Here is a 25,473-nt window from a genome sequence, read left to right on the forward strand (position 1 = left end):
TTTTTATTTCCCGGCGTAATGACCGGGCCTCGTTTAAACCCAATTAAACTATTGGTCACCCAAGAAGTGCTGTTATTGGCTTTTTCATTCAGTGGCGACAGGTTTAGTCTGGAAACACGCCGGACAATCCGGCACTACAACTTTGCGACTCAAGTTGTTTCACTGGAGAAACACCATGAAACTTGCGCTTGTCAGTACATTAACAATGACCGTTCTGTTGACGGGTTGCTCCGTTCCCACAGCGCCAAAAGCCGTGTCGTCACTGGACGGCCTCTTCACCGAACCGGTTGGCCGCAGCAGCGCCACGCACGTTCCCAACGGCAGCCAGGTGTCGTTGGGCATCGTCTACAGCCGCAACACCCAGGCCAACCGCGCCTACCTGCAGCAATACCAGGCCAACGCCGGCACCGGTTTCGGCCGGAGCCTGCTGGTGCAGCCGATCCACGACGCCTACGTGGCCACCTCCAGGCCGGACCATGCGGTGGACTGGGTAAAGGCATCCTTGCAACGTCAGTTCGGCTCGGTGACGGTGTACCCGGACATGCAAAGCCTCAAAGCGGCGAAGCCGGACGTGGTTGCCATTGTCGACGCCCGCAGCCAATTGATGACGTCACGCAGTTCGGATATCGAGGCACATGTGAGTGCGGAGTTCTATGACTCGAACTTCAATTACATGGGTACTGCGCAAGGGCATGATGCCAAAGTGCTGAGTCCGTTGTGGGCAGATTACAAACGTAGCGAAGAGATCGTGGCGGATATTAATGAACAACAGAATGTTCAAGTTAGGGCATTGCAAAAGTTTGACCAGTCGCTCAGTAATTTATTGACCAGACCGACAGATAGAGTGTCGATGATCGACAATAGTTCGGGGCATAAGTTGTATTAAGGCGAATGGCCTCTTCGCGGGCAAGCCTCGCTCCTACGCATCTCCTGTAGGAGCGAGCGGTGCGGCGACCCGACTTGCCCGCGAAGAGGCCCGCCCCAACAACACAAAACCTTCAGACAAAAAAAACCCCGCATCTCTCAATGCGGGGCTTTTTCATTCATCGCCTGATCAGGCAGCCGGTTCCAGCTCGGCAGCTGCAGTGACAGGTGCAGGCACTACCGCTTGCCCACTCAACGCCAGATCCAGCAACTCACGGTTGGCCACCGCATACATCGCGTAGTCAGTGCCGCTCGCCGCACGGATCTCAACCAGCATCGCGCGCCAGCGTTCGATCATGCCGTTGTGCTCTTTCATCCACAGCGCCAGGCGTGTTTCCACGTCCTGGGTGCCGTCGCCCTGCTGCAGGACCGAGATGGTGATCGCACGCTGTTGCCAGTCGACGTCATCACGGAACGCTTCACGGGCCAGGGCCTGCCAGTTGTTTTCAACCGGCAGAGCGCTGATCTGTTGCAGGTACCAGGTGATGTCCAGCGCGCTGCCCACAGCGAAGTAGGCTTTCGCCACGTCCGCAGGGTTCTGGCCAGTCACGTCGGAGGCCTCGATGATCGGCAGCAGCGTGTACAGGTGCGAAGTGCCAGCCACCATGCGCGCGAGCAACTCCGGCACACCGGCTTCGACGTACGCCTGATAACGGGCCTGCCAGTTCTCGTGGATCTCGCCACTCAGCAGTTCGTCGAGCTTGAGACCCAACTCCTTCAGATGCGGGCCGAAATGAGCGACGTCACGGGCAGCGTTCTGCTCGTTGCGACGGGCACGCAGGAACCAGCGCGTAGCGCGACGGCCCAGACGCATCAGCTCGTCCATCAGCTCCAGTTGCACGTCGGCGGCGACCTGGTAGTCCAGGGCTTCTATCTGCCGGAACCAGTGCGGGAGGTGGAAGATATCCCGAACTATTACATAGGCACCCGCCACATTCGCCGGGCTCATGCCGGTCGACTCTTTGAGTCGTTGAACGAAGGTGATGCCCATGTGGTTCACCAGATCGTTGGCGATCTGGGTGCTGACGATTTCGCGCTTCAGACGGTGACGGCGCATGGCTTCGGAGAACTTGCTCACCAGGCTCGGCGGGAAAGCGGTTTCCATGTCGCGCGTCAAGTAGTCGTCGTCCGGCACCTGGGAGTTGAGCAGCGCTTCCTTGAGGTCGATCTTGCTGTAGGAGATCAGCACCGACAGCTCGGCACGGGTCAGGCCGTGGCCTTCCGCGAGGCGTTCGTTGATCGCTTCTTCAGCCGGCAGGAACTCGATGGCACGATCCAGCTTGCCGCGGCCTTCCAGATCGTTCATCAGACGCTTGTATTCGGCAATCCGCACGAAAGCACGACGGGCCGCCAGGGACAGCGCCTGAGTCTGCTTGTAGTTGTTGCCCAGTACCAGGTTGCCGACTTCGTCGGTCATGCTCGCCAGCAACTGGTTACGTTGCTTGTCGGTCATGTCACCGGCCTGAACCACTTCGTTCAGCAGGATCTTGATGTTCACTTCGTGGTCGGAGCAGTCCACGCCACCGGCGTTGTCGATGAAGTCGGTGTTGGAACCGCCGCCATTGAGACCGAATTCGACACGGCCCAGTTGGGTCATACCGAGGTTACCGCCCTCGCCCACAACTTTGCAGCGCAGTTCGTTGCCGTTCACGCGAAGTGCATCGTTGGCCTTGTCGCCGACATCGGCGTGGCTTTCGCTGCTGGCTTTGACGTAAGTACCGATACCGCCGTTCCACAACAGGTCTACCGGCGCCTTGAGCAAGGCATTCAGCAGTTCGGTCGGGGTCAGCTTGTCAGCCTGGATGTCGAAACGCTCTTTCATCTGCGGGGAAATCGCGATGCTTTTCGCGCTACGGGAGAAGATCCCGCCGCCTTCGGACATGATGCTGGTGTCGTAATCCGACCACGCCGAACGCGGTAGGTCGAACAGGCGCTGACGCTCGGCGAAGCTGTTCGCAGGCTCCGGGTTCGGGTCGATGAAGATGTGCAGGTGGTTGAACGCGGCAACCAGTTGCAGCGTCTCGGACATCAACAGGCCGTTACCGAACACGTCACCGGCCATGTCGCCGACACCGACCACGGTGATGCTGTCTTTCTGGACATTGATGCCGCGCTCGCGGAAGTGACGTTGCACGCCAACCCACGCGCCCTTGGCGGTAATGCCCATCTTCTTGTGGTCGTAACCGGCCGAGCCGCCCGATGCGAAGGCATCGCCGAGCCAGAAGCCGTAGTCGATGGCGATACCGTTGGCGATGTCGGAGAAGGTTGCAGTGCCCTTGTCCGCAGCGACCACCAGGTACGGGTCATCGTCGTCATGACGCACGACGTTGGCCGGAGGAACCAGCGCGCCGTCCTTCAGGTTGTCGGTGATGTCCAACAGGCCCGAAATGAAGATGCGGTAGCAGGCGATGCCCTCGGCCGCGATCTCGTCACGGCTGCCGCCCAGTGGCAGGCGACGCGGCAGGAAGCCGCCCTTGGCGCCGACCGGCACGATGACCGAGTTCTTCACCTGCTGGGCTTTTACCAGGCCCAGGACTTCTGTACGGAAGTCTTCTTCACGGTCAGACCAGCGCAGACCACCGCGAGCAACGTTGCCAAAGCGCAGGTGCACGCCTTCGACGCGTGGCGAGTAAACGAAGATTTCGAACTTCGGTACCGGCTTCGGCAGCTCGGGAATCTGGTGCGGGTTGAACTTGAAGCTGAAGTAGGACTTGTTCTTGCCGTTCGCATCGGTCTGGTAGAAGTTGGTCCGCAACGTGGCCTTGATCAGGTCCAGGTAGCGACGCAGGATGCGGTCTTCGTTCAGCACCTGGACTTCGTCCAGAGCGGCAATGATCGCGTGTTCCAGGCGTTGCTGCTTGTCTTCCAGATCGTCGCTGGTCAGCTTGCGCGCCAGGTAGAAGCGGGTCTTGAACAACCGGGTCAACTCGCGAGCGATGTCGGTGTGGTTGTTCAGGGTGCTGGCGATGTAACCCAGGTCGAAGCCCAGACGAATCTGCTTCATGTAACGGGCGTAGGCGCGCAGCAGCGCAACATCGCGCCATGGCAGGCCGGCGGTCAGCACCAGACGGTTGAACGCATCGTTCTCGGCATCGCCACGCACGATGTGGACAAACGCGTCCTGCAAGGTGTCGTTGAGTTGCTGGATGTCGAGTTCCAGGCCTTCGGCAGCAGTGAACGCGAAATCGTGAATCCAGAACTCGCGGCCGTTGTTGTGACGCAGGCGATACGGGAATTCACCCAACACGCGCAGACCGAGGTTTTCCAGGATCGGCAACACATCGGACAGTGCCAGCGGCGTATCAGCGTGATAAAGCTTGCAGTGCAGTTCGCGTTGACCGGACACCTGACCCAGTGGCTGATAGAAGCTCATCACCAGTGGATTTTTTTCGGTCAGGCTCAGCAGGTGCTGCATGTCGACCACCGCCGAATGCGCGGCGAAGCGCTCGCGGTACCCGGCCGGGAAGCCTTTCGGGAAATCGGCCAGCACGTTGGTGCCGCTCGCCTCACCGAAGCTTTCAACCGTCAGGCTCGCGTAATCGTCCTGCCAACTGCGGCAGGCTTGAACCACTTCTTTTTCCAGCAGAACCGGATCGATGTCGAGACGGTTCTTCGGATCGACGCGCAGAATCAGCTGCACGCGGGCCAGCACGGACTCGGAGAAGAAAGTCCAGAACTCGCAATCCGAGGCTTTCAGGCGATCCATCAGCACTTGCTGGATCTTCTGGCGCACTTCGGTGGAGTAGATGTCACGTGGCACGTAGGCCAGGCAGTAGCAGAAACGGCCGTACGGGTCTTTGCGCAGGAACACGCGAATCTTGTTGCGTTCCTGGATCTGCACGATCGACATCACGGTGCTGAACAGCTCGTCCACCGGGGTCTGGAACAGATCGTCGCGCGGCAGCACTTCGACCACTTGCGCCAATTCCTTGCCCAAGTGAGCCTTGGGCTGGAAGCCGGAACGGCGTTCGATTTCTTCGACCTTGCGGCGGATGTACGGAATGACCCGCACGCTCTCGCCATACACCGAAGAGGTGTACAAGCCCATGAAACGGCATTCCTTGATGACTTTGCCGTCGGCATCGATTTCACGGATCGACACGTAATCCGGGTAGGCCGGACGGTGTACACGGCTTGGGTGTGCAGCCTTGGCGAACGACAACAGGGTCGGTTCACGCAGGTAGTTCACGGCGTAGTCTTCGATGCGCAGGTCATCGTAGGTCAGGCCGGTGCGCAGCAGTTTGGTCAGACCGAGGAAGGAATCCTGGTCGTAGACGATGTGGCCACCGTCGACTTCATCGCGAACCACGAACTCTTCATAGCCCAGGAACGTGAAGTGGTTGCCCACCAGCCATTCCAGGAAGCTTTTGATTTCGGCTTTTTCTTCAGGATCGACCGCGAACTGGCTGCTGTCCATTTGGCTCAGGATTTCCTGGACCTTGGCTTTCATCGGTTCAAAATCGGTGACCGCGACGCGGACTTCACCGAGAACCTGCTCCAGCTCTTTGGTCAGGACATTGAGCTCGGCCGCGTTGGCGCAACGGTCGATTTCCAGGTACATCAGCGATTCTTGCAGAATGCCTTCGCCCTGGGTGCCTTTCGGCAGGATTTCCAGCAGCTCGCCCTTGCTGCCGCGACGCACGCTCAGCACAGTGGTTTGCAGGGTATGAATGCTGTAGCCGCGACGGTTCAGCTCGGTACGCACCGAATCCACCAGAAATGGCAGGTCGTGGTGCAGCACTTCGACCGCAGTGTGGGTCGACTGCCAGCCGTGACGCTCGTAATCCGGGTTGTAGACGCGAACCTGCGGTTGCGCGTGATCGAAGCGCTCAAGCAGGCGCCACGCAGAAAGGGTGCAGCCGGCGAGGTCGGACAACCGACGCTGGGTCAGCTCGTCCAGGGAAATGATGCCGAAGAATTGTTCAGCGAACAGCGCCACTTGTGGCAGTGCCTGTTCACTGATGTGCTGGGCCAGTGCCGCTTGCAGTTGGTGCTGGAAGTCGGCTTTGCTGGCTGCGGTGAAGAACGCCATCTGTGGTACTCCGCTTGGGCTTGTTATTGATGGAAGCGTCGCGTGCAAAACCCCTTTCGGGGCGATCCGTCACCCTGTTCCTGATTCTCGGGCAGAGGAAACAGGATGACAGGTGGGTGAAGCTGGACGAGACACTCAGGTCACATTCACCTTCCATGAAGGGTTATCGGCAAAAACGCCTGTGCGATGAATTGCACAATGCCTTTACGGATATCCATTCGATGCGCAGCTTAACGAGTGCGGCAAGGCCTGTGCTTGCGGCGCTGCGACATATTCGGTCATCGGTACGCAGCTCGCGTCATATGCCTCGAACAACACTAGCAGTCGTGCAGCAAAACGGGCGTTTTATCCCCGGTTTTACGGCACATCCGTACCAGAAATGACCAGCAGCACGCCAAGTGTTCTCGACACATCTTCTGACACTCAGACAAGCAGAAATTCCCGAGGGCTGGCAGAATCGCCTTTTATTGCGTTCACACCGCTCGCCGAGCCAGGATTTTCCCATGCAAATGACCACCTCACTCTTGATCGTCAACCCGTGCGATGACGAAGAAGACAACATGGCCATGCTCTGCTGCCACAGCGAACAGGGCGACATGTTCCTGATGACCCGCTACCCGGACGAAGACGAGCTGGAAATCACCCTCGACGGCGAGCCTTCGACACTGGACGGCATGAAAGTGACGCTAAGCGCTACCCGGCTGCTGATTGAAATCGCAGCGGCGGATGCCGATGCGTTGAATGGGGATGATTCGCTGGAGATCATTCACAGCACGGATGCGGGCGATCTGGCGGAAGTTGAATTGACCTTGCAGAACATCCTTAAAGGCACCGGCACCTATATAAGCGAGATTTGATGGCGTCTGAGCGGGCGCCTTCGCGGGCAAGCCTCGCTCCTACAGGTATTGAGTCAGACGCATTATCTGCGGGCGCTACTGACCTTGTAGGAGCGAGGCTTGCCCGCGAAGGCGTCCGAAAGCACACCGTAATACCCCACCCCTACAAATCTCCAACAATTTCACCCACCTATTCCCACACTTTGCTCAAAATGCCGTTAGTCGCCGCCCCCTGCGATGGATTAAAGTAACGCCCCCAGCCCTGGCGTTATTCGAACGCCTTCGGTCACCCTTTCCAGGAACAGTCATCGATGGAACATCGTGAAGCGCTGCTAGCGCTGCGAACCTTTCTTTCAACGCAGATTCTCGGCCAGGAAAAACTCATCGAGCGCTTGCTCATCGCCTTGCTCGCCGACGGCCACATGCTGGTCGAGGGCGCCCCGGGGCTGGCCAAGACCAAAGCCATCAAAGAACTCGCCGAAGGCATCGAAGCCCAGTTCCATCGCATTCAGTTCACCCCCGACCTGCTGCCGGCCGACATTACCGGCACGGAAATCTATCGCCCGGAAACTGGCAGTTTCGTGTTCCAGCAAGGCCCGATCTTCCATAACCTGGTGCTGGCGGATGAAATCAACCGCGCCCCGGCCAAGGTTCAGTCCGCCCTGCTCGAAGCCATGGGCGAACGCCAGGTCAGCGTCGGGCGCAGCACGTACGAGCTGTCGCCGCTGTTTCTGGTGATGGCCACGCAAAACCCGATCGAACAGGAAGGCACCTACCCGCTGCCTGAAGCCCAGCTCGACCGTTTCCTGATGCACGTGAAAATCGGTTTCCCGGACGCCGCCGTCGAGCGCCGAATCCTGCAACAGGCCCGTGGCGAAGCCCTTAACGGCGAAACCAAGCCCGAGCGCCGGGTCAGCCAGCAGGCGATTTTTGCCGCACGCAAGGAAATCCTCGGTCTGTACATGGCCGACGCCGTGGAGGAATACCTCGTGCAACTGGTCATGGCCACGCGCACCCCGGCCAAGTTCGACCCGGAGATGGCCGAATGGATTGCCTACGGCGCCAGTCCCCGCGGCTCGATTGCCCTCGATCGCTGCGCCCGGGCCCACGCTTGGCTGGCCGGTCGCGACTTCGTCAGCCCGGAAGACATTCAGGCGGTGTTGTTCGACGTGTTGCGCCACCGCATCATCCTTTCCTTTGAAGCCGAAGCCGCTGGCATCGATCAGGACCGGGTGGTCCAGCGGATTCTCGACGTCGTAGCCGTCGCTTGACCCCGATGAACGCCCTCCTGCCGCCCGAGCCGGGCATCCGCGTCAGCCTCGCCGAGCTGATCGAGATGCGCCATCGCGTGCGCGAAGTGCAGCTGTTTTCCACGCCGAGCCAGCGCAGCCCGCTGATCGGCCTGCACCACTCCAAGCTGCGCGGCCGCGGCGTGGACTTCGATCAGGTGCGGGTCTATCAGGCCGGCGATGATGTGCGAAGCATCGACTGGCGCGTCACCGCCCGCACCCAGGAACCCCACACCAAGCTGTTTCACGAAGAACGCGAGCGGCCGATTTTCATCATGGTCGAGCAAAGCCGTCGGCTGTTTTTCGGCTCCGGGCTGATGTTCAAATCGGTGCTCGCCGCCCAGGCTGCGAGTCTGATTGGCTGGGCAGCCCTTGGCCATAACGACCGGGTGGGCGGGCTGGTGTTCGGCGACAACGAGCACTACGAGATCAAGCCCCGGCGCAGCAAACAAAGCCTGCTGCAACTGCTCAACCGTCTGGTGCGGGTCAATCAGTCGCTGCACACCGAAAACGAACAGAATCGCGATTCCCTCAACCTGGCATTGCGTCGTGCGCGGGAAGTGCTGCGCCCCGGAAGTCTGGTGATCGTGATCTGTGATGAACGCGCATTGACCGAAGGTTCTGAACAGCAACTGAGCCTGTTGTCGCGCCATTGCGACCTGTTGCTGCTGCCGCTGTCCGACCCGCTGGACCACGCCCTGCCTGCTGCCGGGCTTCTGCGCTTCGCCGAGCGCGGCGCGCAATTGGAACTCGACACGCTGAATTTCGACCTGCGCCAGACTTACCGCGCCCAGGCCGAAGCGCGCATCGCCCGCTGGGAATTGCTCGCGCAAAAGCTGCGCGTATTGCTGATGCCGCTGAGCACCCAGAGCTCGATGGTCGAGCAACTGCGCGAGTACCTGAACCCACAGAAGCCGGGGAAAGGTCGATGAGCAGCCTCGATCAACTGCAACCGCTGATCTCCCCGCCTCCCATCGAGTTCTGGCCGCCCGCGCCCGGCTGGTGGCTGTTGCTGTTGTTGTTGCCGCTGATCGGTTTCGGGCTATGGAAGGCGCGGCGATTCATTCCGGACAAACGTCCGATCGTACGCGCCGAACAACCGCTGGACCCGGTGCGCATCGCCGCACTCGCCGAACTGGCGCGGATGCCAAAACCCTACGACGGCGCACCCGCCGGCGCCTGGTTGCAGCAACTCAATGGCCTGCTCAAACGCCTGTGCCGCAACCATTACCCCTACAGCCAGAGCCATACCCTCAACGGGCGCAAATGGCTGGCGTTCCTCGACAACCGCTGCCCGGCCGCCGGCCTGACCCGCTGGATGGTGCTGGTCGAAGGCGCCTACAAACCCGAATGCAAACTTGACGACAAGGCCATCGCCGGCCTCACCCAGGCCGTCGACACCTGGATTCGCAAACATGTTTGAGTTCGCCTGGCCGTGGATCTTTGCCCTGCTGCCGCTGCCCTGGTTGATGCGCGTCCTGCTGCCGGTGGCCGACAGTGGCGAACCGGCGCTCAAAGTCAGCTTCCTCAATGACCTTGAAGGCCTGGCCCGCCGCCGTGCCCGGGCCAACCTGCCAGCCTGGCGCCAGCAAGCGCCGTTCATTCTGTTATGGCTGTTGTTGCTGATAGCCGCGGCGCGCCCGCAATGGCTGGGCGAGCCACTGCCGATTGCCGCCAGTGGTCGCGATCTTCTGGTGGCGGTGGACGTGTCCGGCTCCATGGATTTCCCCGACATGCAGTGGCAGGACGAGGACGTCAGCCGACTGTCGCTGGTTCAGCATTTGCTCGGCGACTTCCTTGAACGTCGTGACGGCGATCGCGTCGGCCTGATCCTCTTCGGCAGCCAGGCTTACCTTCAAGCGCCGCTGACCTTCGACCGGCACACCGTGCGGGTGTGGCTCGACGAAGCGCGCATCGGCATCGCCGGCAAGAACACCGCCATTGGCGATGCCATCGGCTTGGCCCTCAAACGGCTGCGCATGCGACCGGCCCAGAGCCGTGTGCTGATTCTGGTCACCGACGGTGCCAACAACGGCGGTGAAATCGATCCGCTGACGGCGGCGCGGCTGGCGGCAAAAGAAGGCGTGAAAATCTACCCGATCGGCATCGGCGCCGACCCGGAGCAAAGTGGCACCTTGGGTTTCCTCGGGATCAATCCGAGCCTGGACCTGGACGAACCGGCGTTGAAGGCCATCGCCCAAGCCACCGGCGGCCAGTACTTTCGCGCCCACGATGGCAAAGAATTGCAGACGATCAAGGACACCCTCGACAAACTGGAGCCGGTGACTCAGCAACCGACCCAGGCCCGCCCGGCGCAGGCGTTGTATCACTGGCCTTTGGCGATGGCGCTGCTGCTGAGCATGTTGCTGGTGGTGCGCGAGCGTTGGCCGGACAACCCGCTGCAGCGACTGTTTACCAAGGATCTGTTTTTGCAAACGCAACTGCCTGACTGGCGCCAGCGGCTGAAACGCCTGCGTCTGCGGAGGCGCCGATGAGTGCGCTGTGGCCGTACTGGTTCCGCCCCTGGTGGCTGCTGTTGTTGCCGTTGCTGGGCTTGTTGCTCTGGCAACTCTGGCATCGGCAAAAACGCGCCGGGCGCTGGCAGATGATCCTGCCGCCGGCCTTTCACGCTGCCTTGTTGAGCGGTGGAAACGGTCGCGACAGCAAGCTGCCGTGGGTCGTCCTCGGCGTGGCGTGGGTGCTGACCATCCTGGCCTTGCTGGGGCCGAGTTGGGAGCGCGTCGAACAAATCAGTCAGAAACCTGCCGACCCGCTGGTCGTCGTGCTTGAGTTGACCCCGGAAATGCTCGCCACCGACGTTGCGCCGAACCGACTCGAACAGGCCCGACGCAAACTGTTGGACCTGCTGCAAATCCGCAGCGACGCCCAAACCGCCATCGTCGTCTACGCCGGCAGCGCCCACACCTTGGTGCCCCTGTCGGATGACCTTTCGACCAGCCGCAATCTGCTGGACGCACTCAAGCCTTCGCTGATGCCCGCGGCCGGCCATCGCGCCGATCTTGGGGTGACCAAGGCCCTGGCCCTGCTGAATCAAGGCGCTTTGGGTGAAGGCCGGATCCTGTTGATCGGTTCAACCCTGACGGAGCTGGAACGTGAAGGCATTCACCAGGCGCTGGACAGAAAATCGACACAGTTTCTGATGCTCGGAATCGGCACCGCCGAAGGCGCACCGGTCGCCCAAGAGGATGGCAGTTTCCTCAAGGACGATCAGGGCGCGATTCTGGTGCCACACCTGGACAGTCCGAGTCTCAAAGCCTTTGCCAACGAACTCGGCGGACGCTATCGCCCGGCGCGCCTGGGCGATACCGACCTGCGTGGGCTCGGCCTGCTCGACGGTCCACGCTCGCTGCGCAACGACGGCCAGACCTTGCGCCTGGACACCTGGGCCGATCAGGGTTACTGGTTGCTGCTGCCGCTGTTGTTACTGGCGGCGTGCGCCGGTCGCCGTGGCTGGTTGTTCTGCCTGCCTTTACTGTTCCTGCTGCCGCAACCGAGCTATGCCTTCGACTTCGAAGACTTGTGGCTGCGCCCCGATCAACGGGGCCTGCACTTACTCAGGCAAGGCCATCCGGCCAAGGCTTCGCAGCATTTCGAAGATGCGCAGTGGCAAGGCGTGGCGCTGTATGAGGCCGGCGACTACAGCGGCGCCGCCCAGCGGTTCGCCGAGGGCAACGACGCCCACGCCCACTACAATCGAGGCAACGCCCTGGCCAAAAGCGGTGAGCTGGAAGCGGCGCTCGATGCTTACGATCAGGCACTGGAGCGGCAACCGGATTTGCGCCCGGCACAAACCAATAAGGCACTGGTGGAAAATCTGCTGAAGCAGAAAAACGCACCGCCGGTTGAGCCGCAGAAATCCGCGGATGACGACGCCGAGACCAGTGCGCAGGAACCGCCACCGGGTGCCGCCACGCAACCGGCGGACATTGACCACCCGAAATCCGACGCCGGACAGACCACGCCGGACGCCGGGCAGCAGGCCTCAACGCCGCCGAAACCGGGCGCCAATGAAGTTCCGGGCAGTGAACTGGGCGATGAGCAAACCACCACGCCACCGCTGCGTCCGGCCAGCGACAATATCGATGGCGAACAGCGTCAGGCGCTGGAGCAATGGCTGCGCAAGATCCCGGATGACCCAGGTGAATTGCTCAGGCGCAAATTCTGGTACGAACAGCAACAACATCAGGATCAGGAAAAAACTCGATGACCCGCTTCACCCTTTTCATGCTCGCCCTGCTGTTCTGCACCGTTCAGGCCCAGGCAGCGGCGCTGGTCGCCAGTGTGGATCGCAGTCGCCTGAGTTCCGGCGAGACGGTCGAACTGACCCTGGAATCCAACGACGTGACGCAGTTCGGCAAGCCTGACCTGGCACCGCTGGAACCGCTGTTCGAAGTGCGTGGCACCCGCCAGGTCAACCAACTGACGACCCTCAACGGCGACAATCGCGCCACCACGCGCTGGATCATCACCTTGCTGCCGAAGGCAAACGGCAGCGTGACGATTCCACCGCTGCAACTGGGCGAGGTGCAGAGTCAGCCGATCACCGTGCAAGTGGTCGAGAGCGAAACCCAGGACACCACGAACAAACTGGCCCCGGTGTTCATCGATGCCAGCCTCGACCAGACCAGCGTGTACGTGCAGGCCCAGGCCATCCTGACGTTGCGCATCTACCATTCGGTGTCGCTGTACGACGACAGCAGCTTGACCCCGTTGCAGATTCCCGATGCGCGTATCGAACAACTCGGCGAGTCGCGCACGTACGAGAAAGTCATCAACAATCTGCGGCATGGCGTCATCGAAATGCGCTATGCGATCTACCCGCAACACAGCGGCGAACTGACCATTCCGGCGCAGATGTTCAGTGCCACGCTCGTCGACGCGCAGCCCGTTCAGGACGCCGCCACCCAGGTGCCGAAATCCGGAAAACTGATGCGCGTCAGCTCCTCCCCGATTCTGCTGACGGTCAAAGCCAAACCCATCACTTACCCTGCCGACCTGCCATGGCTGCCGGCCCGCAGCCTGAGCCTGAGCGAAAGCTGGAACCCGGAGCCGGACCACGCGCAGGTGGGTGATTCTCTGACCCGCAGCCTGACCTTGAAAGCCGAAGGCCTGGCCAGCTCACAACTGCCGCCGCTGCCCGCCACCGACGTCAACGGTCTGCGGCGCTATCCGGACCAACCGGTGCTGAGCAACCAAACCACCGAGCGCGGCTTGATCGGCAGTCGTGAAGATCGCGAAGCGCTGGTACCGGGCCGCAGTGGCGCAGTCGAGCTGCCCGCGGTGGAAGTGGTCTGGTGGAACACCTTCGAAGATCACCTGGAACACAGCAGCCTGCCGGCCCGAAGCCTGCAAGTGGCGAGTAATCCAAGCATGGTGGTCGATACGCCGACGAACACCGCGCAAGTGAATGCTGGCGTCGACAGCGAAATCCTTTGGCGCTGGAAACTCAGCACCTTGATCCTGGCCTGCACCACCCTGCTCGGCTTCGGTCTCTGGTGGCGCGGTCGCTGGCAACCGGCCGTGCTGCGTGCCGCGCAGACCGGCCCGAGCCCGCGTACCGTCCTCGACGAACTCAAGCGAGCCTGCCAGGCCAACGATTCCCACGCCACCCGCCAGGCCCTCGACGCCTGGGCCCGGCAACAACCGGAAACCCTCGCCGACATGGCCGCCCGCTTCGTGCCACTGTCCGACGCGCTGGACGGCTTGAACGGCGCGCTCTACAGCGAAACCGGCCAGCACTGGCAAGGCGAAGAATTGTGGCGAGCGATCAAGGCGATCCCGATTGCCGAGCGGGTTCAGGATCCGGTGGGTGACAGCGGACTCCCGCCGCTTTACCCCAAATAATCACCGTCACTGCACTCCCTGTAGCAGCTGGCGAAGCCTGCGTCCGGCTGCGCAGCAGTCGTAAATGCGGCTTGCGCGGTTTGTCTGATACACCGCATGCGCTGATTTTACGACTGCTTCGCAGCCGGACGCAGGCTTCGCCAGCTGCTACACGGTTGTGTGTTGGCCACATCCAACGCGTTTGCCCGTAAACTCTCTCCCCTTTCGCCGCCCTCATTTTCCTCGCGGCCATTACCTTATTTCCTACGGAGTTCGCCTTGCGTCTGTTTCATACCTCCGACTGGCACCTTGGGCAGAACCTGCACGGCCAGGAACGCGATTTCGAGCACGCCTGCTTTCTCGACTGGCTGCTGAGCCAGCTGAAGCTGGACCAGCCCGATGTGCTGTTGATCGCCGGCGATATCTTCGACACGGTCAACCCGCCGGTCAAAGCCCAGGAACGCCTTTACGAATTCATCGTCAGCGCCCACGAGCAGCAACCGTTGCTGACCATCGTGATCATCGCCGGCAACCACGACTCCGGCTCGCGGATCGAACTGCCCGCGCCATTGATGCGCCGATTGCGCACCCACGCGCTGGGCCGAGTGCTGTGGCTGGATGACGGCCAACTGGATGCCGAGCGGCTGTTGCTGCCATTGCCGGATGCCAGCGGAGAAATTGCCGGCTGGTGCCTGGCGCTGCCGTTTTTGCGGCCCGCCGAAGTCACCGGCGCGCAGTTGGGCGACAACTACTTGCGCGGCATCGGTCAGGTTCACGAATGGCTGATCGAAGCCGCCAATGCCAAACGCAAGCCGGGCCAGGCGCTGATTGCCATCAGCCATGCGCACATGGCCGGTGGTTCCGTCTCGGAAGACTCCGAGCGCAGCCTGATCATCGGCAATGCCGAAGCCCTGCCCGCCAGCCTGTTCGGGCCAAGCATCAGCTATGTCGCGCTGGGGCATTTGCACAAGCCACAAAAGGTCAACGGTGAAGAACGCATCCGCTACAGCGGCTCGCCGATTCCGTTGTCTTTCTCCGAAATCGGGTATCAGCATCAGATTCTCGACGTCACGCTCGACGGCGAAACCCTGGTCAGCGTCGAACCGAAACTGATCCCCCGCGCAGTCAACCTGCAACGTATCGGTCCGGCACCCCTGGCCGAGATCCTGCTGCAGCTGGCCGAGCTGCCGAACATCGACTTGCTCGCCGATATCCAGCGCCAGCCGTGGCTGGAAGTTCGCGTGCGGCTCGACGAACCGCAACCCGACTTGCGTCATCAAGTAGAAACCGCCCTGCAAGGCAAAGCCGTGCGCCTGGTGCGCATCGCCGCCGAATACGCCGGCAACGGCAGTCGCGAAGGCGTTGATGACGGCACCACGCTGATTGAGCTGGACCAGCTCACGCCTCAGGAATTGTTCAGTCGCGCCTGGCAAGACAGCTACGGCAGCGAGGTCGATGAGCAGACGCTGAAGGACTTTGCCGAGCTGTTGCAGGATGTGCAGATGGAGAGCGAACAACCATGAAGATCCTCGCGATCCGCCTGAAAAACCTCGCCTCGCTGGCCGGGCCGTTTGAAATCGACTTCACCGCTGAACCGCTGGCGAGCGCCGGCCTGTTCGCGATCACCGGGCCGACCGGCGCCGGTAAAAGCACCTTGCTCGACGCCTTGTGCCTTGCACTGTTTGGCGCCGTACCGCGGTTGAGCAACGCCCAGGTGTCGGCCAAAGCGCCGGATGCCGACGGCGAAATCAGCACCGGCGACCCGCGCACCTTGCTGCGTCGTGGCACCGGCGAAGGCTATGCCGAAGTGGATTTCGTCGGCATCGACGGCCGTCGTTACCGCGCACGCTGGGAGGCCAATCGTGCTCGCGAAAAAGCTGGCGGCAAGCTGCAAGCCAGCCGTCAGAGTCTGCGCGACATCGATCAGGATCAGCTGCTGGCCAGTCAGAAAGTCGAGTTCAAAACCCAGCTCGAAGCCGTGCTGGGCCTGAACTTCGAACAGTTCACCCGCGCCGTGCTGCTGGCCCAGAGCGAGTTCAGTGCCTTCCTCAAGGCCAACGACAACGAACGCAGCGAACTGCTGGAAAAGCTCACCGACACCGCGCTGTACACGCGCCTCGGTCGCCGCGCTTTCGACAAAGCCAAAGATGCCCGTGAAGCGCACAAACTGCTGCAGGATCAGGCCACGGGCGTGACGCCGCTGTCACCCGAAGCCCGGGCCGAGCTTGATGAACGCTTCAATGAGGCGCAGCAGCAACTCAAGACCCAGCAAGCGCAGCTCAAACAGCTTGAATTGCAGCACACCTGGCTCAAGGACCTGCGTCAATTGCAGGACGAGCAACAGAGCGCCACCGAGCAACTGACCAGCGCCCGCCAGCACTGGGAAAGCCTGGCTGGCGAACGGTTGAAACTGACTCGCCTGGAACAACTGGCCCCGCAGCGACACCAGTTCGCCCGCAAGACCGAACTCACCACCCAGCTCACTCCGCTGGCAGCGCAGATTCAGCAGCACACACAACAGCAAGCCGAGTTGAACGAGCGTCAGGCGCAACTCGAACAGAGTTTGAGCGCCGCGCAGACCGCGCTGGTCGAAGCCCAAAGCCAACACACCGCAAAGGCGCCGCTGCTGCGACAGGCCTTTGAAGCGCAAAGCACCCTCGCCCGGCTGGTCAAAGACGCCAGTGCGAGCGCAGACCTCAAGCAACAAGCGGAACTGGCCAGTACTCAAGGGCAGAACACGATTCAAGGTCTGCTTGAGCAACAAAAGCAGGTGGCTGCACGCCTGGAGCGGATTGCCGGGGAGCTTGAGCAAAGCACGCCACTGGCGCCGTTGAGCGAAGCGTGGAACGCCTACCGTGATCGCCTGCAACAGCTGATGCTGATCGGTAATCGCTTGAACAAGGGCCAGGCTGAACTGGCCGCGTTGGAACAAAGCGCCGCCCGCGCGGGCGAAGAACTGGCTGCGCAAAAGCAGAATCTGGAAGTGCTCTACAAGGAGGCCGGTGCCGAGCCTGAGGCCGTGGCCGAACAGATCCAGCTGCTGGGCAATCTGTTGCAAGACAATCGCAAACACCTGCGAGCGTTTGAAGAACTGACACGGTTGTGGGCCAGCCAGCAGGAGATTGACAAGCGCGGCGCAGAGCTTTCGCAACGCCAGCTCAGCGCTCAGCTGGAACGTGATCGCCTGACCCAGGACGGCGTGAAGACCAAGAACGACCTGGTCGTCGCCGAACAGACCCTGACCGTCACTCGCGAACTGCTGGAGCGTCAGCGTCTGGCCCGCAGCGCCAGCGTCGAAGAACTGCGCGAACAGCTGCAGGACGATCAGCCGTGTCCGGTCTGCGGCAGCCCCGACCATCCTTACCATCAACCCGAAGCGTTGCTGCAAAGCCTCGGTCGCCATGATGAAAGCGAGCAGGCCAGCGCGCAGAAAGCGGTTGATCTGCTGAAAGAAAAACTGACCGATTTGCGCGGCGAAGTCGGCGGCTTGATCGCTCAGCAAAAAGAGCTGTTGCAGCAACAGGACCAACTCGCCACCCAGCAACAAGGCCTGACGCCGAGCCTCGAAGCGCATCCGTTGTCCACGCAGTTGCTGGCCCAGGATGCGAGCAAACGCGACAACTGGCTGGTGCAGCAAAATAGCCAGTTGAACCAGAGCATCGCCCAGGATGAACAACGGCAAACCGCCCTGCTCACCCTGCAACACGACGCTGCTCGCCTTCAGCAGCAACTGCGCAGTGCCGAAGCGGCGAGCCAGCAAGCGACTCAGCACCTGAGCAATCAGCAGCGAGAGCTGAGCAGTGATCGCCAGCGTCTGGACGAAGAGTTGGGCGCCTTCAGCACCCTGCTCCCGGCCGAGACGCTTGAGGCCCTGCGCAACGAACCTGCCGCAACCTTTATGCAGCTCGACCGCCAGATCGCTCAGCGTCTGGAGCAACTCGACCAGCAACGCGATGAGCTCGGCGAACAACAACAGCGGCAGCAGACCCTGGAAAAAGAACAGGACCGCCAACTGGCCCGCGTCCAGACGCTGGAAGCGGCTCAGCAACAGTTCACCGTCCTCGCCGAGCAACAACAGGCTTGTCAGCAACAACTGACCGAACTGCTCGGCGAACACAGCAGCGCCGAACAGTGGCAGCAGCAACTGGATCAAGCCGTCGAACAGGCGCGCAATGCCCAGGTAACGGCCAATCAGGAACTGCAAACCGTGCGCACGCGGTTAGTCGAACTGGCCGCCGAACTCAAAGCCAAAAAAGAGCGTCTGCTGGCTCTGGAAACGGAAGACCGCGAGCTGAGCGCGAAGATCGCCGACTGGCGCGCCTTGCATCCGGAACTGGACGATGGCGGCCTGGAAGCACTGCTGAGCATCGACGATCAACAGGTCAGCGAGCTGCGCCAGCAATTGCAGCACAGCGAAAAAGCCATCGAACAGGCCAACGTGCGATTGCAGGAACGCGATCAGCGTCTGCTCAACCACCAGGCGCAACACAACGGCAACCTCGACGCCGAGCAACTCGCCACGGCCCTGACAGACCTGCAAAACCTGTTCGCCGCCAGCGAACACCGTTGCGCCGAACTGCGTGCCGAACAGGCCGAGGATCAGCGTCGGCAGAACGCCAATCAGGCCCTGGCGCAGCAGATTGCCGACGCCTACAGCGAATACCAGCGCTGGGCCCGTTTGAACGCGCTGATCGGCTCGGCCACCGGCGACACCTTCCGCAAGATCGCTCAGGCCTACAACCTCGACTTGCTGGTGCATCACGCCAACGTGCAGTTGCGGCAATTGGTGCGGCGCTATCGCCTGAAACGCGGTGGCAGCATGCTCGGGTTGTTGGTGATGGACACCGAGATGGGCGATGAGCTGCGTTCGGTGCACTCGTTGTCGGGCGGCGAGACGTTCCTGGTGTCGCTGGCCTTGGCGCTCGGCTTGGCGTCGATGGCCTCCAGCACACTGAAAATCGAATCGCTGTTCATCGACGAAGGCTTCGGCAGCCTCGATCCGGAATCCCTGCAACTGGCCATGGATGCGCTCGATGGTTTGCAAGCCCAAGGCCGCAAGGTCGCGGTGATTTCCCACGTGCAGGAAATGCATGAGCGGATTCCGGTACAGATTCAGGTCTTCCGCCAGGGCAATGGCCTGAGCACTCTGGAGGTGAAATGAACACGCTGTACTCGTTCCGCCGCTGCCCTTACGCCATGCGAGCGCGCATGGCCCTGCGGTATTCGGGCGTTGCGGTGCAGATTGTCGAGGTCAGCCTGAAGGCCAAGCCTGCCGAGATGCTCGCGCTATCGGCCAAGGGCACGGTCCCTGTGTTGAGTGTCGACGGTCAGGTGATCGATGAAAGCCTTGCGATCATGCACTGGGCCCTGACGCAGAACGATCCGCAGGATTGGTTGCTCAAGGAGGATCCAGCCGGACAGGCACAAATCGCCGCGCTGATTGAAGAGAACGATCAAGCGTTCAAGGTGCATCTGAATCGCTACAAGTACGCCGAGCGTTACCCCGAGCAGCCGATGGAAACCTATCGCGCTGCGGGTGAAGTGTTCTTGCGCAAGCTGGATGAGTTGCTGGAGGGACGCGACTACTTGCTGGCCGGGCATCCGAGTCTGGCGGATGTGGCGTTGATGCCGTTCATACGGCAATTCGCCCATGTCGATCGCGAGTGGTTCGGGCAGACGCCATATGTGCGGTTGCAGGCGTGGTTGCAGCGGTTTTTGGAGTCAGAACTGTTCAATGCAGTGATGCAAAAGTAGCCGCACCGCCCCCTGTAGCAGCTGGCGAAGCCTGCGTTCGGCTGCGCAGCAGTCGTGAAACCAGAGCATGCGGTCTTCCAGATACATCTGACATTTCGGATTCACGACTGCTTCGCAGCCGAACGCAGGCTTCGCCAGCTGCTACAAAATTGCATTGCCTGAACGACTCAGGCAAATACTTCACACATCTCCAACACCGAGCAATCAACCTGAAACGGCCCGAAGAAATCGTCTTGGCGTTTGATAGGCGGATTGCCTGCCAGCAATCCCAAGGCCTTCGCCGTTTCAATGTCTCGCGCAAGGTTGTGATTGGCTTCGATGGACCGTGCGACGGAACCTGCCGAGCCCTGCCCTATCCCTAACAGGGAAGAGCCATTGGTCATGAACGCCAGGAAGGCGATGACCCAGAGTTTGCCCCCTTTCATGCCCCTGCCACTCCCGCCAAGTCTGCGTGTTCAACCATCACGCTTTGAGCGCGGTGTTCGAACTGAATGGCGGGATGAGCGACCTGAATCGGTGCTTCAACGGTATGTTGCAATTGAGCCGACAGGCTGACGACCAGTACCAGGGCCACGTAAAGACCTATGGCCAGGTAGGCGCCGTATTTGGCAGAAGTGAGGATTGAGCTGGCCATGGTGTTCTCCGTGGGCATGTTTCAGAGCCCACAGATTCGATCAAAAAAGCTGTGATAACCACTCAGGGTTATCCATAGTAGCCATCAGCTTCGTTAATCATTAAGCCAGTCTATTTCAGTCTTCAATAAAACTCATCAGACGCTCGCGGGCCGCATCCAGCTCGTCTGGAACGGGCTGTGCAGCCGAAAGAATGGGGGTGGAATAGAGAAAAAGAAGAACCACTGCCAGACGCATCGCCATGCTGTCGATCCTTGTTATTGGATAAGGAGTCAAAAACTCAGCGTCAAATCTAAACGCGTGGCTATGTGATATCAAGCGCTTGTTTGATGGCAATGTGATGCTGTCGTAAACGCGTTATGCAGGAGCGACATCACTCAGGTTTCTCGAAGCTTTTCAGCTTGATCGGCGCAAGTGACTTCGCTCCTGCATAAAAGGTGCAGGGCTGGAATTTCAGGCTTGAGTCTTGTGATCCAGCGCCGCGTAGAAGTTGGCGCTCTGTTGCAGGTATTTTTGGGTGTAGCTCTGGGCGTGGGATTTTTTGTCGCTGATTTCAACGTTGGCGCTGGCTGGCAGAGCAACGGTGGCAGAGATGGCGGATGCGGCGATGATGGAGAAGAGATTGAAGTTCATGGCGGTATTCCTCTGATTCAGTTGGCTTGCTTGCCCGGTCGGGCCGTGAAGCAAACTTAACCTTCGAGGTTGGCGCCTTGAAATCTTTTGTAGCATTAGCAGATATCAGTCTCATTAATACAAGGATGCAGGCCCCATCAACCGGGGCCTGCGGCCTATTGACGCACCAGAAACTTGAGGTCGCTCGGGGCATCCATCGGCAACTTTTGCACGGTTTTACCCAGCAGGCCGCTCTTGGCATCGCGTTCGACGACGACAATCTGGTTGCTCTTCTGATTGGCAATCAGCAAGAACTTGCCACTCGGGTCGAGGCTGAACTCGCGCGGGTGATCACCTTCCACCGAACGACGCTGCAGCTCCTTGAGGTGCCCGGTCGCGGGATCGATGGCAAACACCAGCAACTGATTGGCGGTGCCACGGTTGCTGACATAGAGGAACTTGCCGTCGGCCGACGTATGCAGCGCAGCGGCGGCCTTGTCGGAGGTGGGCTGGCCCGCCGCCAGATCAACCCTCTGGGTTTGCTCAAGCTTGCCGTTCAGGTAATCGAACACCGCGACCTGCGCGCTCATTTCCATAGTCAGCCAGGCGTGTTTGCCATCGGCGCTGAACAGCAAATGACGCGGCCCACTGCCGGCTGGCAACTGAACGGATGCCGGGGTAGCGGCAACCAGCGGCAGCTCCGGATTTGCCTTGGGATCGAAGCGGTAGACAAAGACCTTGTCGGCGCCCAGGTCATTGGAGAACACAAACTGGCCGTCCGGCGACGACACCGTCGAATGCACATGCGCCGACATCTGCCGCTCGGGATTGACCCGGCTCGACGGGTGACTGCTCATCTGCACTACGTTTTTGAGCTTGCCATCAGCGCCAACCGCCAACACCGCCAACGTGCCACCCGGGTCTTCAACCACCGAATAATTACTGACGAACAAGTGACTGGCATCACCGCTGAGGCTCGAATGTGTCGGCTCGTTGCCCAGGCTCTGCACCTGATTGATCAGGCTCAGCTCGTGGGTCTTGGGGTCGATCGCATAACTGCTGACGCGCCCTACCGGATCTTTCTGTCCCGGGCCATTTTCGTTGACGACGAACAGGCGCTGCTGATCCTTGGAAACCGTCAGCCAGGACGGGTTTTCACTGGTGACCACTTGCAGCGGCTTAGGGTTGATCTGCCCGGTGGTGCTGTCGAAGTTCAGGCGATAAATCCCCTGACTCTGCCCCGCCGTGTAGGAACCGACCAGCAATTGATAGTCGTCGGCGGACGCAGCTTCAATGCCCATCGCGCCGATGCTGCCGGCCATCAACAGTGGCCACAGCTTATGCATCCTGATTCCCTTCTTCTTCCTCGTCGTCATCACCGCGGAACGCGGTCATGCACACCAAGCGGTGCTCGCCGGAATCACCGGTGATCAGCCAGCTTTGCAGGGTAGGGTCGAAGGTTGCGGCCTCGACTTGGGCCGGGGTGAACTCCCAGTGCTTGGACACGCGACCGTCGAGGCATTCGATGTGCAGATTGTCGTCTTCATCGAGGGAGAATTCGAAGGCGTGCAGCCCGTCGATTTCCACCATATCGCAGTGTTCGAGGGTGGCGAGCAAGGTGTCGGTTGGCGCAGTCATGGCAGTCAATCTTTGAATGGGAAAGACGCAATGATAGCTCAATGTGGGGGTGGGCCTGTGCCGGTCACAAAACTTGCTGACGACACTGAACACTGTGGGAGCGGGCTTGCCCGCGATAGCGATTGAATATTCAACATCAATGTTGACTGTCAGGCCGCCATCGCGGGCAAGCCCGCTCCCACAGGGATTGAAGTTAGTCCTTAGAGAGCGTCGCGGGAGGGTTTGCCGTCCACCAGGCGCTGGATTCGCAGTGGATTAGCGTTCTTCAACGCCTCCGGCAGCAAGCTGTCCGGATAGTTCTGGAAGCACACCGGACGCAGGAAACGGTCAATCGCCAACGTACCCACCGACGTGCCGCGCGCATCGGAAGTCGCTGGATACGGCCCGCCGTGGACCATCGAATCACAGACTTCAACGCCCGTCGGATAGCCATTGAGCAGGATCCGTCCGACCTTTTGCTCCAGCAGCGCCGTCAGCTCGCTGAACTGTTCGAAGTCCGCCGGTTCGCCAATGATCGTCGCGGTCAGCTGCCCGTGCAGACCGTTCAACGCGGCACTGAGTTGCGCCTGATCCGCGACTTCGACGAACACCGTGGTCGGGCCGAACACTTCTTCCTGAGCACTTCATCGCCATTGATCAACAGGCTGACGTCGGCTTTGAACAACTGCGGTTGCGCCTGATTGCCCTGCTGCGGGCTGCCAGCCAGATGCTCGATACCCGAATGAGCGAGGAGTTTTTGCAAGCCTTTGCCATAGCTGCTCAAGGTCCCGGCATTGAGCATCGTTTGCGCCGGCTGATCTCCGATGAGCCCCGCCACCTGTTGCACGAACGCGGTGAATTGCGGCGAGCGAATGCCGATGACCAGACCCGGATTGGTGCAGAACTGACCGCAACCCTGCACCACCGAAGCGGTCAGGTCACGGGCGACTGTGTCTGCCCGAACGTTCAGTGCCTGCGGCAAGACGATCACCGGGTTGATGCTCGACATCTCGGCGAACACCGGGATGGGCTGCGCACGTGCTGCGGCCATGTCACACAACGCACGGCCACCCTTTAGCGATCCGGTAAAACCGACCGCCTGAATCGCCGGGTGCTTGACCAGCGCTTCGCCGACCCCGCCGCCGTAGATCATGTTGAACACACCGGCCGGCATGCCGGTTTTTTCCGCCGCGCGAATCAGCGCGTCAGCCACCTGTTCAGCGGTGGCCATGTGGCCGCTGTGGGCCTTGAACACCACCGGGCAACCGGCGGCCAACGCCGACGCGGTGTCACCGCCCGCCGTGGAAAATGCCAACGGAAAGTTGCTCGCACCAAACACGGCGACTGGCCCTAGACCGATACGATATTGGCGCAGGTCCGGACGGGGCAGCGGTTGGCGATCCGGCAATGCCTGATCAATCCGCGCGCCGTAGAAATCACCACGACGCAGCACTTTGGCGAACAGCCGCATCTGGCCGCTGGTGCGCCCGCGCTCGCCTTGAATACGTCCGGCAGGCAATGCCGTTTCGCGGCAGACCACAGCGACGAAATCATCGCCCAAGGCGTCGAGTTCATCGGCAATCGCATCGAGAAATTGCGCGCGACGTTCGGCGCTCAGGCTGCGATAGGCCGGGTAAGCGGCTGCGGCTGCCTTGGCCGCGGCATCGACTTCTTCAGGCGTGGCCTGGAAGAATTCATGAGGCAAGGCTTCGCCGGTACTGGCATCGACACTTTGCAGTTTGACGGTGCCGGCAGCGCTACGCTGGCCGCCGATGTAGTTGTGACCAAGAATCTGGGTCATGCATGTCTCCTTAAAGGGTGCCGACGGTGCCGGGCTCGAACGCTGCTTCAACCGGTGCGATCCCGTTGATCAACGGCGCGCCGAACTCGGCCTGACTGATCTCGAACACATCACCCGGTCGGGTGCGAATGCCGTCGGCAAAGGACAGGGTCGCGGTGCCGAAGAAATGAATGTGCACGTCCCCCGGGCGCAGGAACTGGCTGTACTTGAAATGGTGGTACTCGAGGTTTTCCAGGCTGTGGCACATGTTGGCCTCGCCGCTGAGGAACTCGTTCTGCCACAGCACCTCGCCGTCACGCAGGATGCGGCTGGTGCCGGCCAGATGCTCCGGCAACGGGCCGACGCGAAGTTCCGGGCCATAGCTGCAACTGCGCAGTTTCGAATGCGCCAGGTAGAGGTAGTTCTTGCGTTCCATCACATGGTCAGAGAACTCGTTGCCCACGGCGAAACCGAGGCGATACGGTTTGCCGTCGTGGCCGATGACGTAGAGGCCGCTGAGTTCAGGCTCCTCACCCGCGTCCTCGGCAAAGGGCGGCAGCGGGAACGGTTGACCCGGACGCACGACGATGCTGCCGTCGCCCTTGTAGAACCATTCCGGTTGCACGCCGGCCTGCCCGGCCACCGGTTTACCGCCCTCCACGCCCCATTTGAAAATGCGCATGGTGTCGGTCATCGCGGCGTCGTCGCCGACCTGCTGATGCATCTTGTCCCGGGCTGAGGCGCTGCCGAGATGGGTCAGGCCGGTGCCGCTGACCAGCATGTGCGCCGGGTCCGGGTGATCCAGCGGCGGCAGGATCCGCAGTTGGGCCAGCAATTCTGCGTAACCATGGCTGATGCCCAGGCCCAGGGTTTTTACCTGCTGCTCCAGATTGACGCCCGCCTCGATCGCCGCCAGGGCCAGGTCCCGGACGGTGCGCGCATCCTGCACTTCGCGGATCAGCCCCTCCTCGACCACGCCCACGCGGCGTTCGCCATTACTCAGTTCGAACTGCACTAAACGCATGGATTTTCTCCTGTGTTTTCGGAACACCACCACCCCCTGTGGGAGCGGGCTTGCCCGCGATAGCGAACTGTCTGACACATCAATTGTGAATGTGCCGCCGTCATCGCGGGCAAGCCCGCTCCCACAGGA

At 60.9% G+C, this 25,473-nt stretch carries 19 protein-coding genes and 1 pseudogene; 11 read left to right on the plus strand and 9 right to left on the minus strand.

Features of this window, described 5'->3' with window-relative positions; genetic code table 11:
* Window positions 1–175: 175 nt before the first annotated feature.
* Window positions 176–886, plus strand: coding sequence for an ATPase (locus ACYZT6_RS13690; RefSeq protein ID WP_462027355.1), 711 nt, complete (start codon window positions 176–178; stop codon window positions 884–886).
* A gap of 168 nt (window positions 887–1,054) precedes the next feature.
* Here the strand turns inward: ACYZT6_RS13690 and ACYZT6_RS13695 are convergent, their stop codons facing one another.
* Window positions 1,055–5,956 carry an NAD-glutamate dehydrogenase gene (locus ACYZT6_RS13695; RefSeq protein WP_462027356.1) on the minus strand — a complete coding sequence of 1,634 codons (4,902 nt, stop codon included), beginning with the start codon at window positions 5,954–5,956 and terminating at the stop codon, window positions 1,055–1,057.
* A gap of 503 nt (window positions 5,957–6,459) precedes the next feature.
* Between ACYZT6_RS13695 and ACYZT6_RS13700 the strand changes: the two genes are divergently transcribed.
* The 10 genes from ACYZT6_RS13700 (at window position 6,460) to ACYZT6_RS13745 (ending at window position 19,679) form a co-directional block, all read left to right on the plus strand.
* Window positions 6,460–6,813 (plus strand): hypothetical protein, encoded by a 354-nt coding sequence (locus ACYZT6_RS13700; protein WP_462027357.1) that lies wholly within the window; start codon window positions 6,460–6,462, stop codon window positions 6,811–6,813.
* A gap of 290 nt (window positions 6,814–7,103) precedes the next feature.
* Complete coding sequence (locus ACYZT6_RS13705) at window positions 7,104–8,063, plus strand: AAA family ATPase (RefSeq protein WP_008150800.1); 960 nt, start codon at window positions 7,104–7,106, stop codon at window positions 8,061–8,063.
* Window positions 8,064–8,068: 5 nt separating this feature from the next.
* Complete coding sequence (locus tag ACYZT6_RS13710; protein ID WP_462027358.1) at window positions 8,069–9,013, plus strand: DUF58 domain-containing protein; 945 nt, start codon at window positions 8,069–8,071, stop codon at window positions 9,011–9,013.
* A complete protein-coding gene (locus ACYZT6_RS13715) occupies window positions 9,010–9,504 on the plus strand; it encodes a DUF4381 domain-containing protein (protein WP_462027359.1) in 495 nt (164 codons plus the stop codon). The genes ACYZT6_RS13710 and ACYZT6_RS13715 overlap by 4 nt, the downstream gene beginning before the upstream one ends.
* Entirely contained in the window at window positions 9,497–10,576 is a 1,080-nt protein-coding gene (locus tag ACYZT6_RS13720; RefSeq protein WP_462027360.1) for a vWA domain-containing protein, read from the plus strand. Before ACYZT6_RS13715 ends, ACYZT6_RS13720 begins: the two co-directional genes overlap by 8 nt.
* Entirely contained in the window at window positions 10,573–12,309 is a 1,737-nt protein-coding gene (locus ACYZT6_RS13725) for a tetratricopeptide repeat protein (protein ID WP_462027361.1), read from the plus strand. Before ACYZT6_RS13720 ends, ACYZT6_RS13725 begins: the two co-directional genes overlap by 4 nt.
* Window positions 12,306–13,946 carry a BatD family protein gene (locus tag ACYZT6_RS13730; RefSeq protein WP_462027362.1) on the plus strand — a complete coding sequence of 547 codons (1,641 nt, stop codon included), beginning with the start codon at window positions 12,306–12,308 and terminating at the stop codon, window positions 13,944–13,946. The genes ACYZT6_RS13725 and ACYZT6_RS13730 overlap by 4 nt, the downstream gene beginning before the upstream one ends.
* Before the next feature lie 257 nt (window positions 13,947–14,203).
* Complete coding sequence (locus tag ACYZT6_RS13735; protein ID WP_462027363.1) at window positions 14,204–15,448, plus strand: exonuclease SbcCD subunit D C-terminal domain-containing protein; 1,245 nt, start codon at window positions 14,204–14,206, stop codon at window positions 15,446–15,448.
* On the plus strand, window positions 15,445–19,086 hold the full coding sequence (locus tag ACYZT6_RS13740) for an AAA family ATPase (RefSeq protein WP_462027364.1): 3,642 nt from the start codon (window positions 15,445–15,447) through the stop codon (window positions 19,084–19,086). The genes ACYZT6_RS13735 and ACYZT6_RS13740 overlap by 4 nt, the downstream gene beginning before the upstream one ends.
* Window positions 19,083–19,679, plus strand: a complete 597-nt coding sequence (locus tag ACYZT6_RS13745) for a glutathione S-transferase (RefSeq protein WP_462027365.1) — start codon at window positions 19,083–19,085, stop codon at window positions 19,677–19,679. Before ACYZT6_RS13740 ends, ACYZT6_RS13745 begins: the two co-directional genes overlap by 4 nt.
* A 167-nt stretch (window positions 19,680–19,846) precedes the next feature.
* On the opposite strand, the gene ACYZT6_RS13750 is transcribed toward ACYZT6_RS13745, so the two are convergent.
* The 8 genes and pseudogenes from ACYZT6_RS13750 to araD1 all read right to left on the minus strand — a co-directional run bounded on the left by ACYZT6_RS13750 (window position 19,847) and on the right by araD1 (window position 25,344).
* Window positions 19,847–20,104, minus strand: coding sequence for a hypothetical protein (locus ACYZT6_RS13750; RefSeq protein ID WP_461959129.1), 258 nt, complete (start codon window positions 20,102–20,104; stop codon window positions 19,847–19,849).
* The gene (locus ACYZT6_RS13755; RefSeq protein WP_462027366.1) at window positions 20,101–20,313 is read right to left on the minus strand and encodes a hypothetical protein; all 213 of its coding nucleotides are present in this window, start codon (window positions 20,311–20,313) and stop codon (window positions 20,101–20,103) included. The genes ACYZT6_RS13750 and ACYZT6_RS13755 overlap by 4 nt, the downstream gene beginning before the upstream one ends.
* A gap of 115 nt (window positions 20,314–20,428) precedes the next feature.
* Complete coding sequence (locus ACYZT6_RS13760; protein WP_462027367.1) at window positions 20,429–20,554, minus strand: hypothetical protein; 126 nt, start codon at window positions 20,552–20,554, stop codon at window positions 20,429–20,431.
* A 210-nt stretch (window positions 20,555–20,764) separates the two neighbouring features.
* Window positions 20,765–20,944 (minus strand): hypothetical protein, encoded by a 180-nt coding sequence (locus ACYZT6_RS13765; RefSeq protein ID WP_010459844.1) that lies wholly within the window; start codon window positions 20,942–20,944, stop codon window positions 20,765–20,767.
* 155 nt (window positions 20,945–21,099) lie between these two features.
* Complete coding sequence (locus tag ACYZT6_RS13770) at window positions 21,100–22,269, minus strand: lactonase family protein (RefSeq protein WP_462027368.1); 1,170 nt, start codon at window positions 22,267–22,269, stop codon at window positions 21,100–21,102.
* The gene (locus ACYZT6_RS13775; protein ID WP_462027369.1) at window positions 22,262–22,561 is read right to left on the minus strand and encodes a DUF5629 family protein; all 300 of its coding nucleotides are present in this window, start codon (window positions 22,559–22,561) and stop codon (window positions 22,262–22,264) included. Before ACYZT6_RS13775 ends, ACYZT6_RS13770 begins: the two co-directional genes overlap by 8 nt.
* Window positions 22,562–22,761: 200 nt before the next feature.
* Window positions 22,762–24,341 (minus strand): annotated as a pseudogene (locus tag ACYZT6_RS13780) (aldehyde dehydrogenase (NADP(+))).
* A gap of 10 nt (window positions 24,342–24,351) precedes the next feature.
* The gene (araD1, locus tag ACYZT6_RS13785) at window positions 24,352–25,344 is read right to left on the minus strand and encodes an AraD1 family protein (RefSeq protein ID WP_462027370.1); all 993 of its coding nucleotides are present in this window, start codon (window positions 25,342–25,344) and stop codon (window positions 24,352–24,354) included.
* Between the last annotated feature and the right edge of the window lie 129 nt (window positions 25,345–25,473).

The organism is Pseudomonas sp. RT6P73 (genome assembly GCF_054897715.1).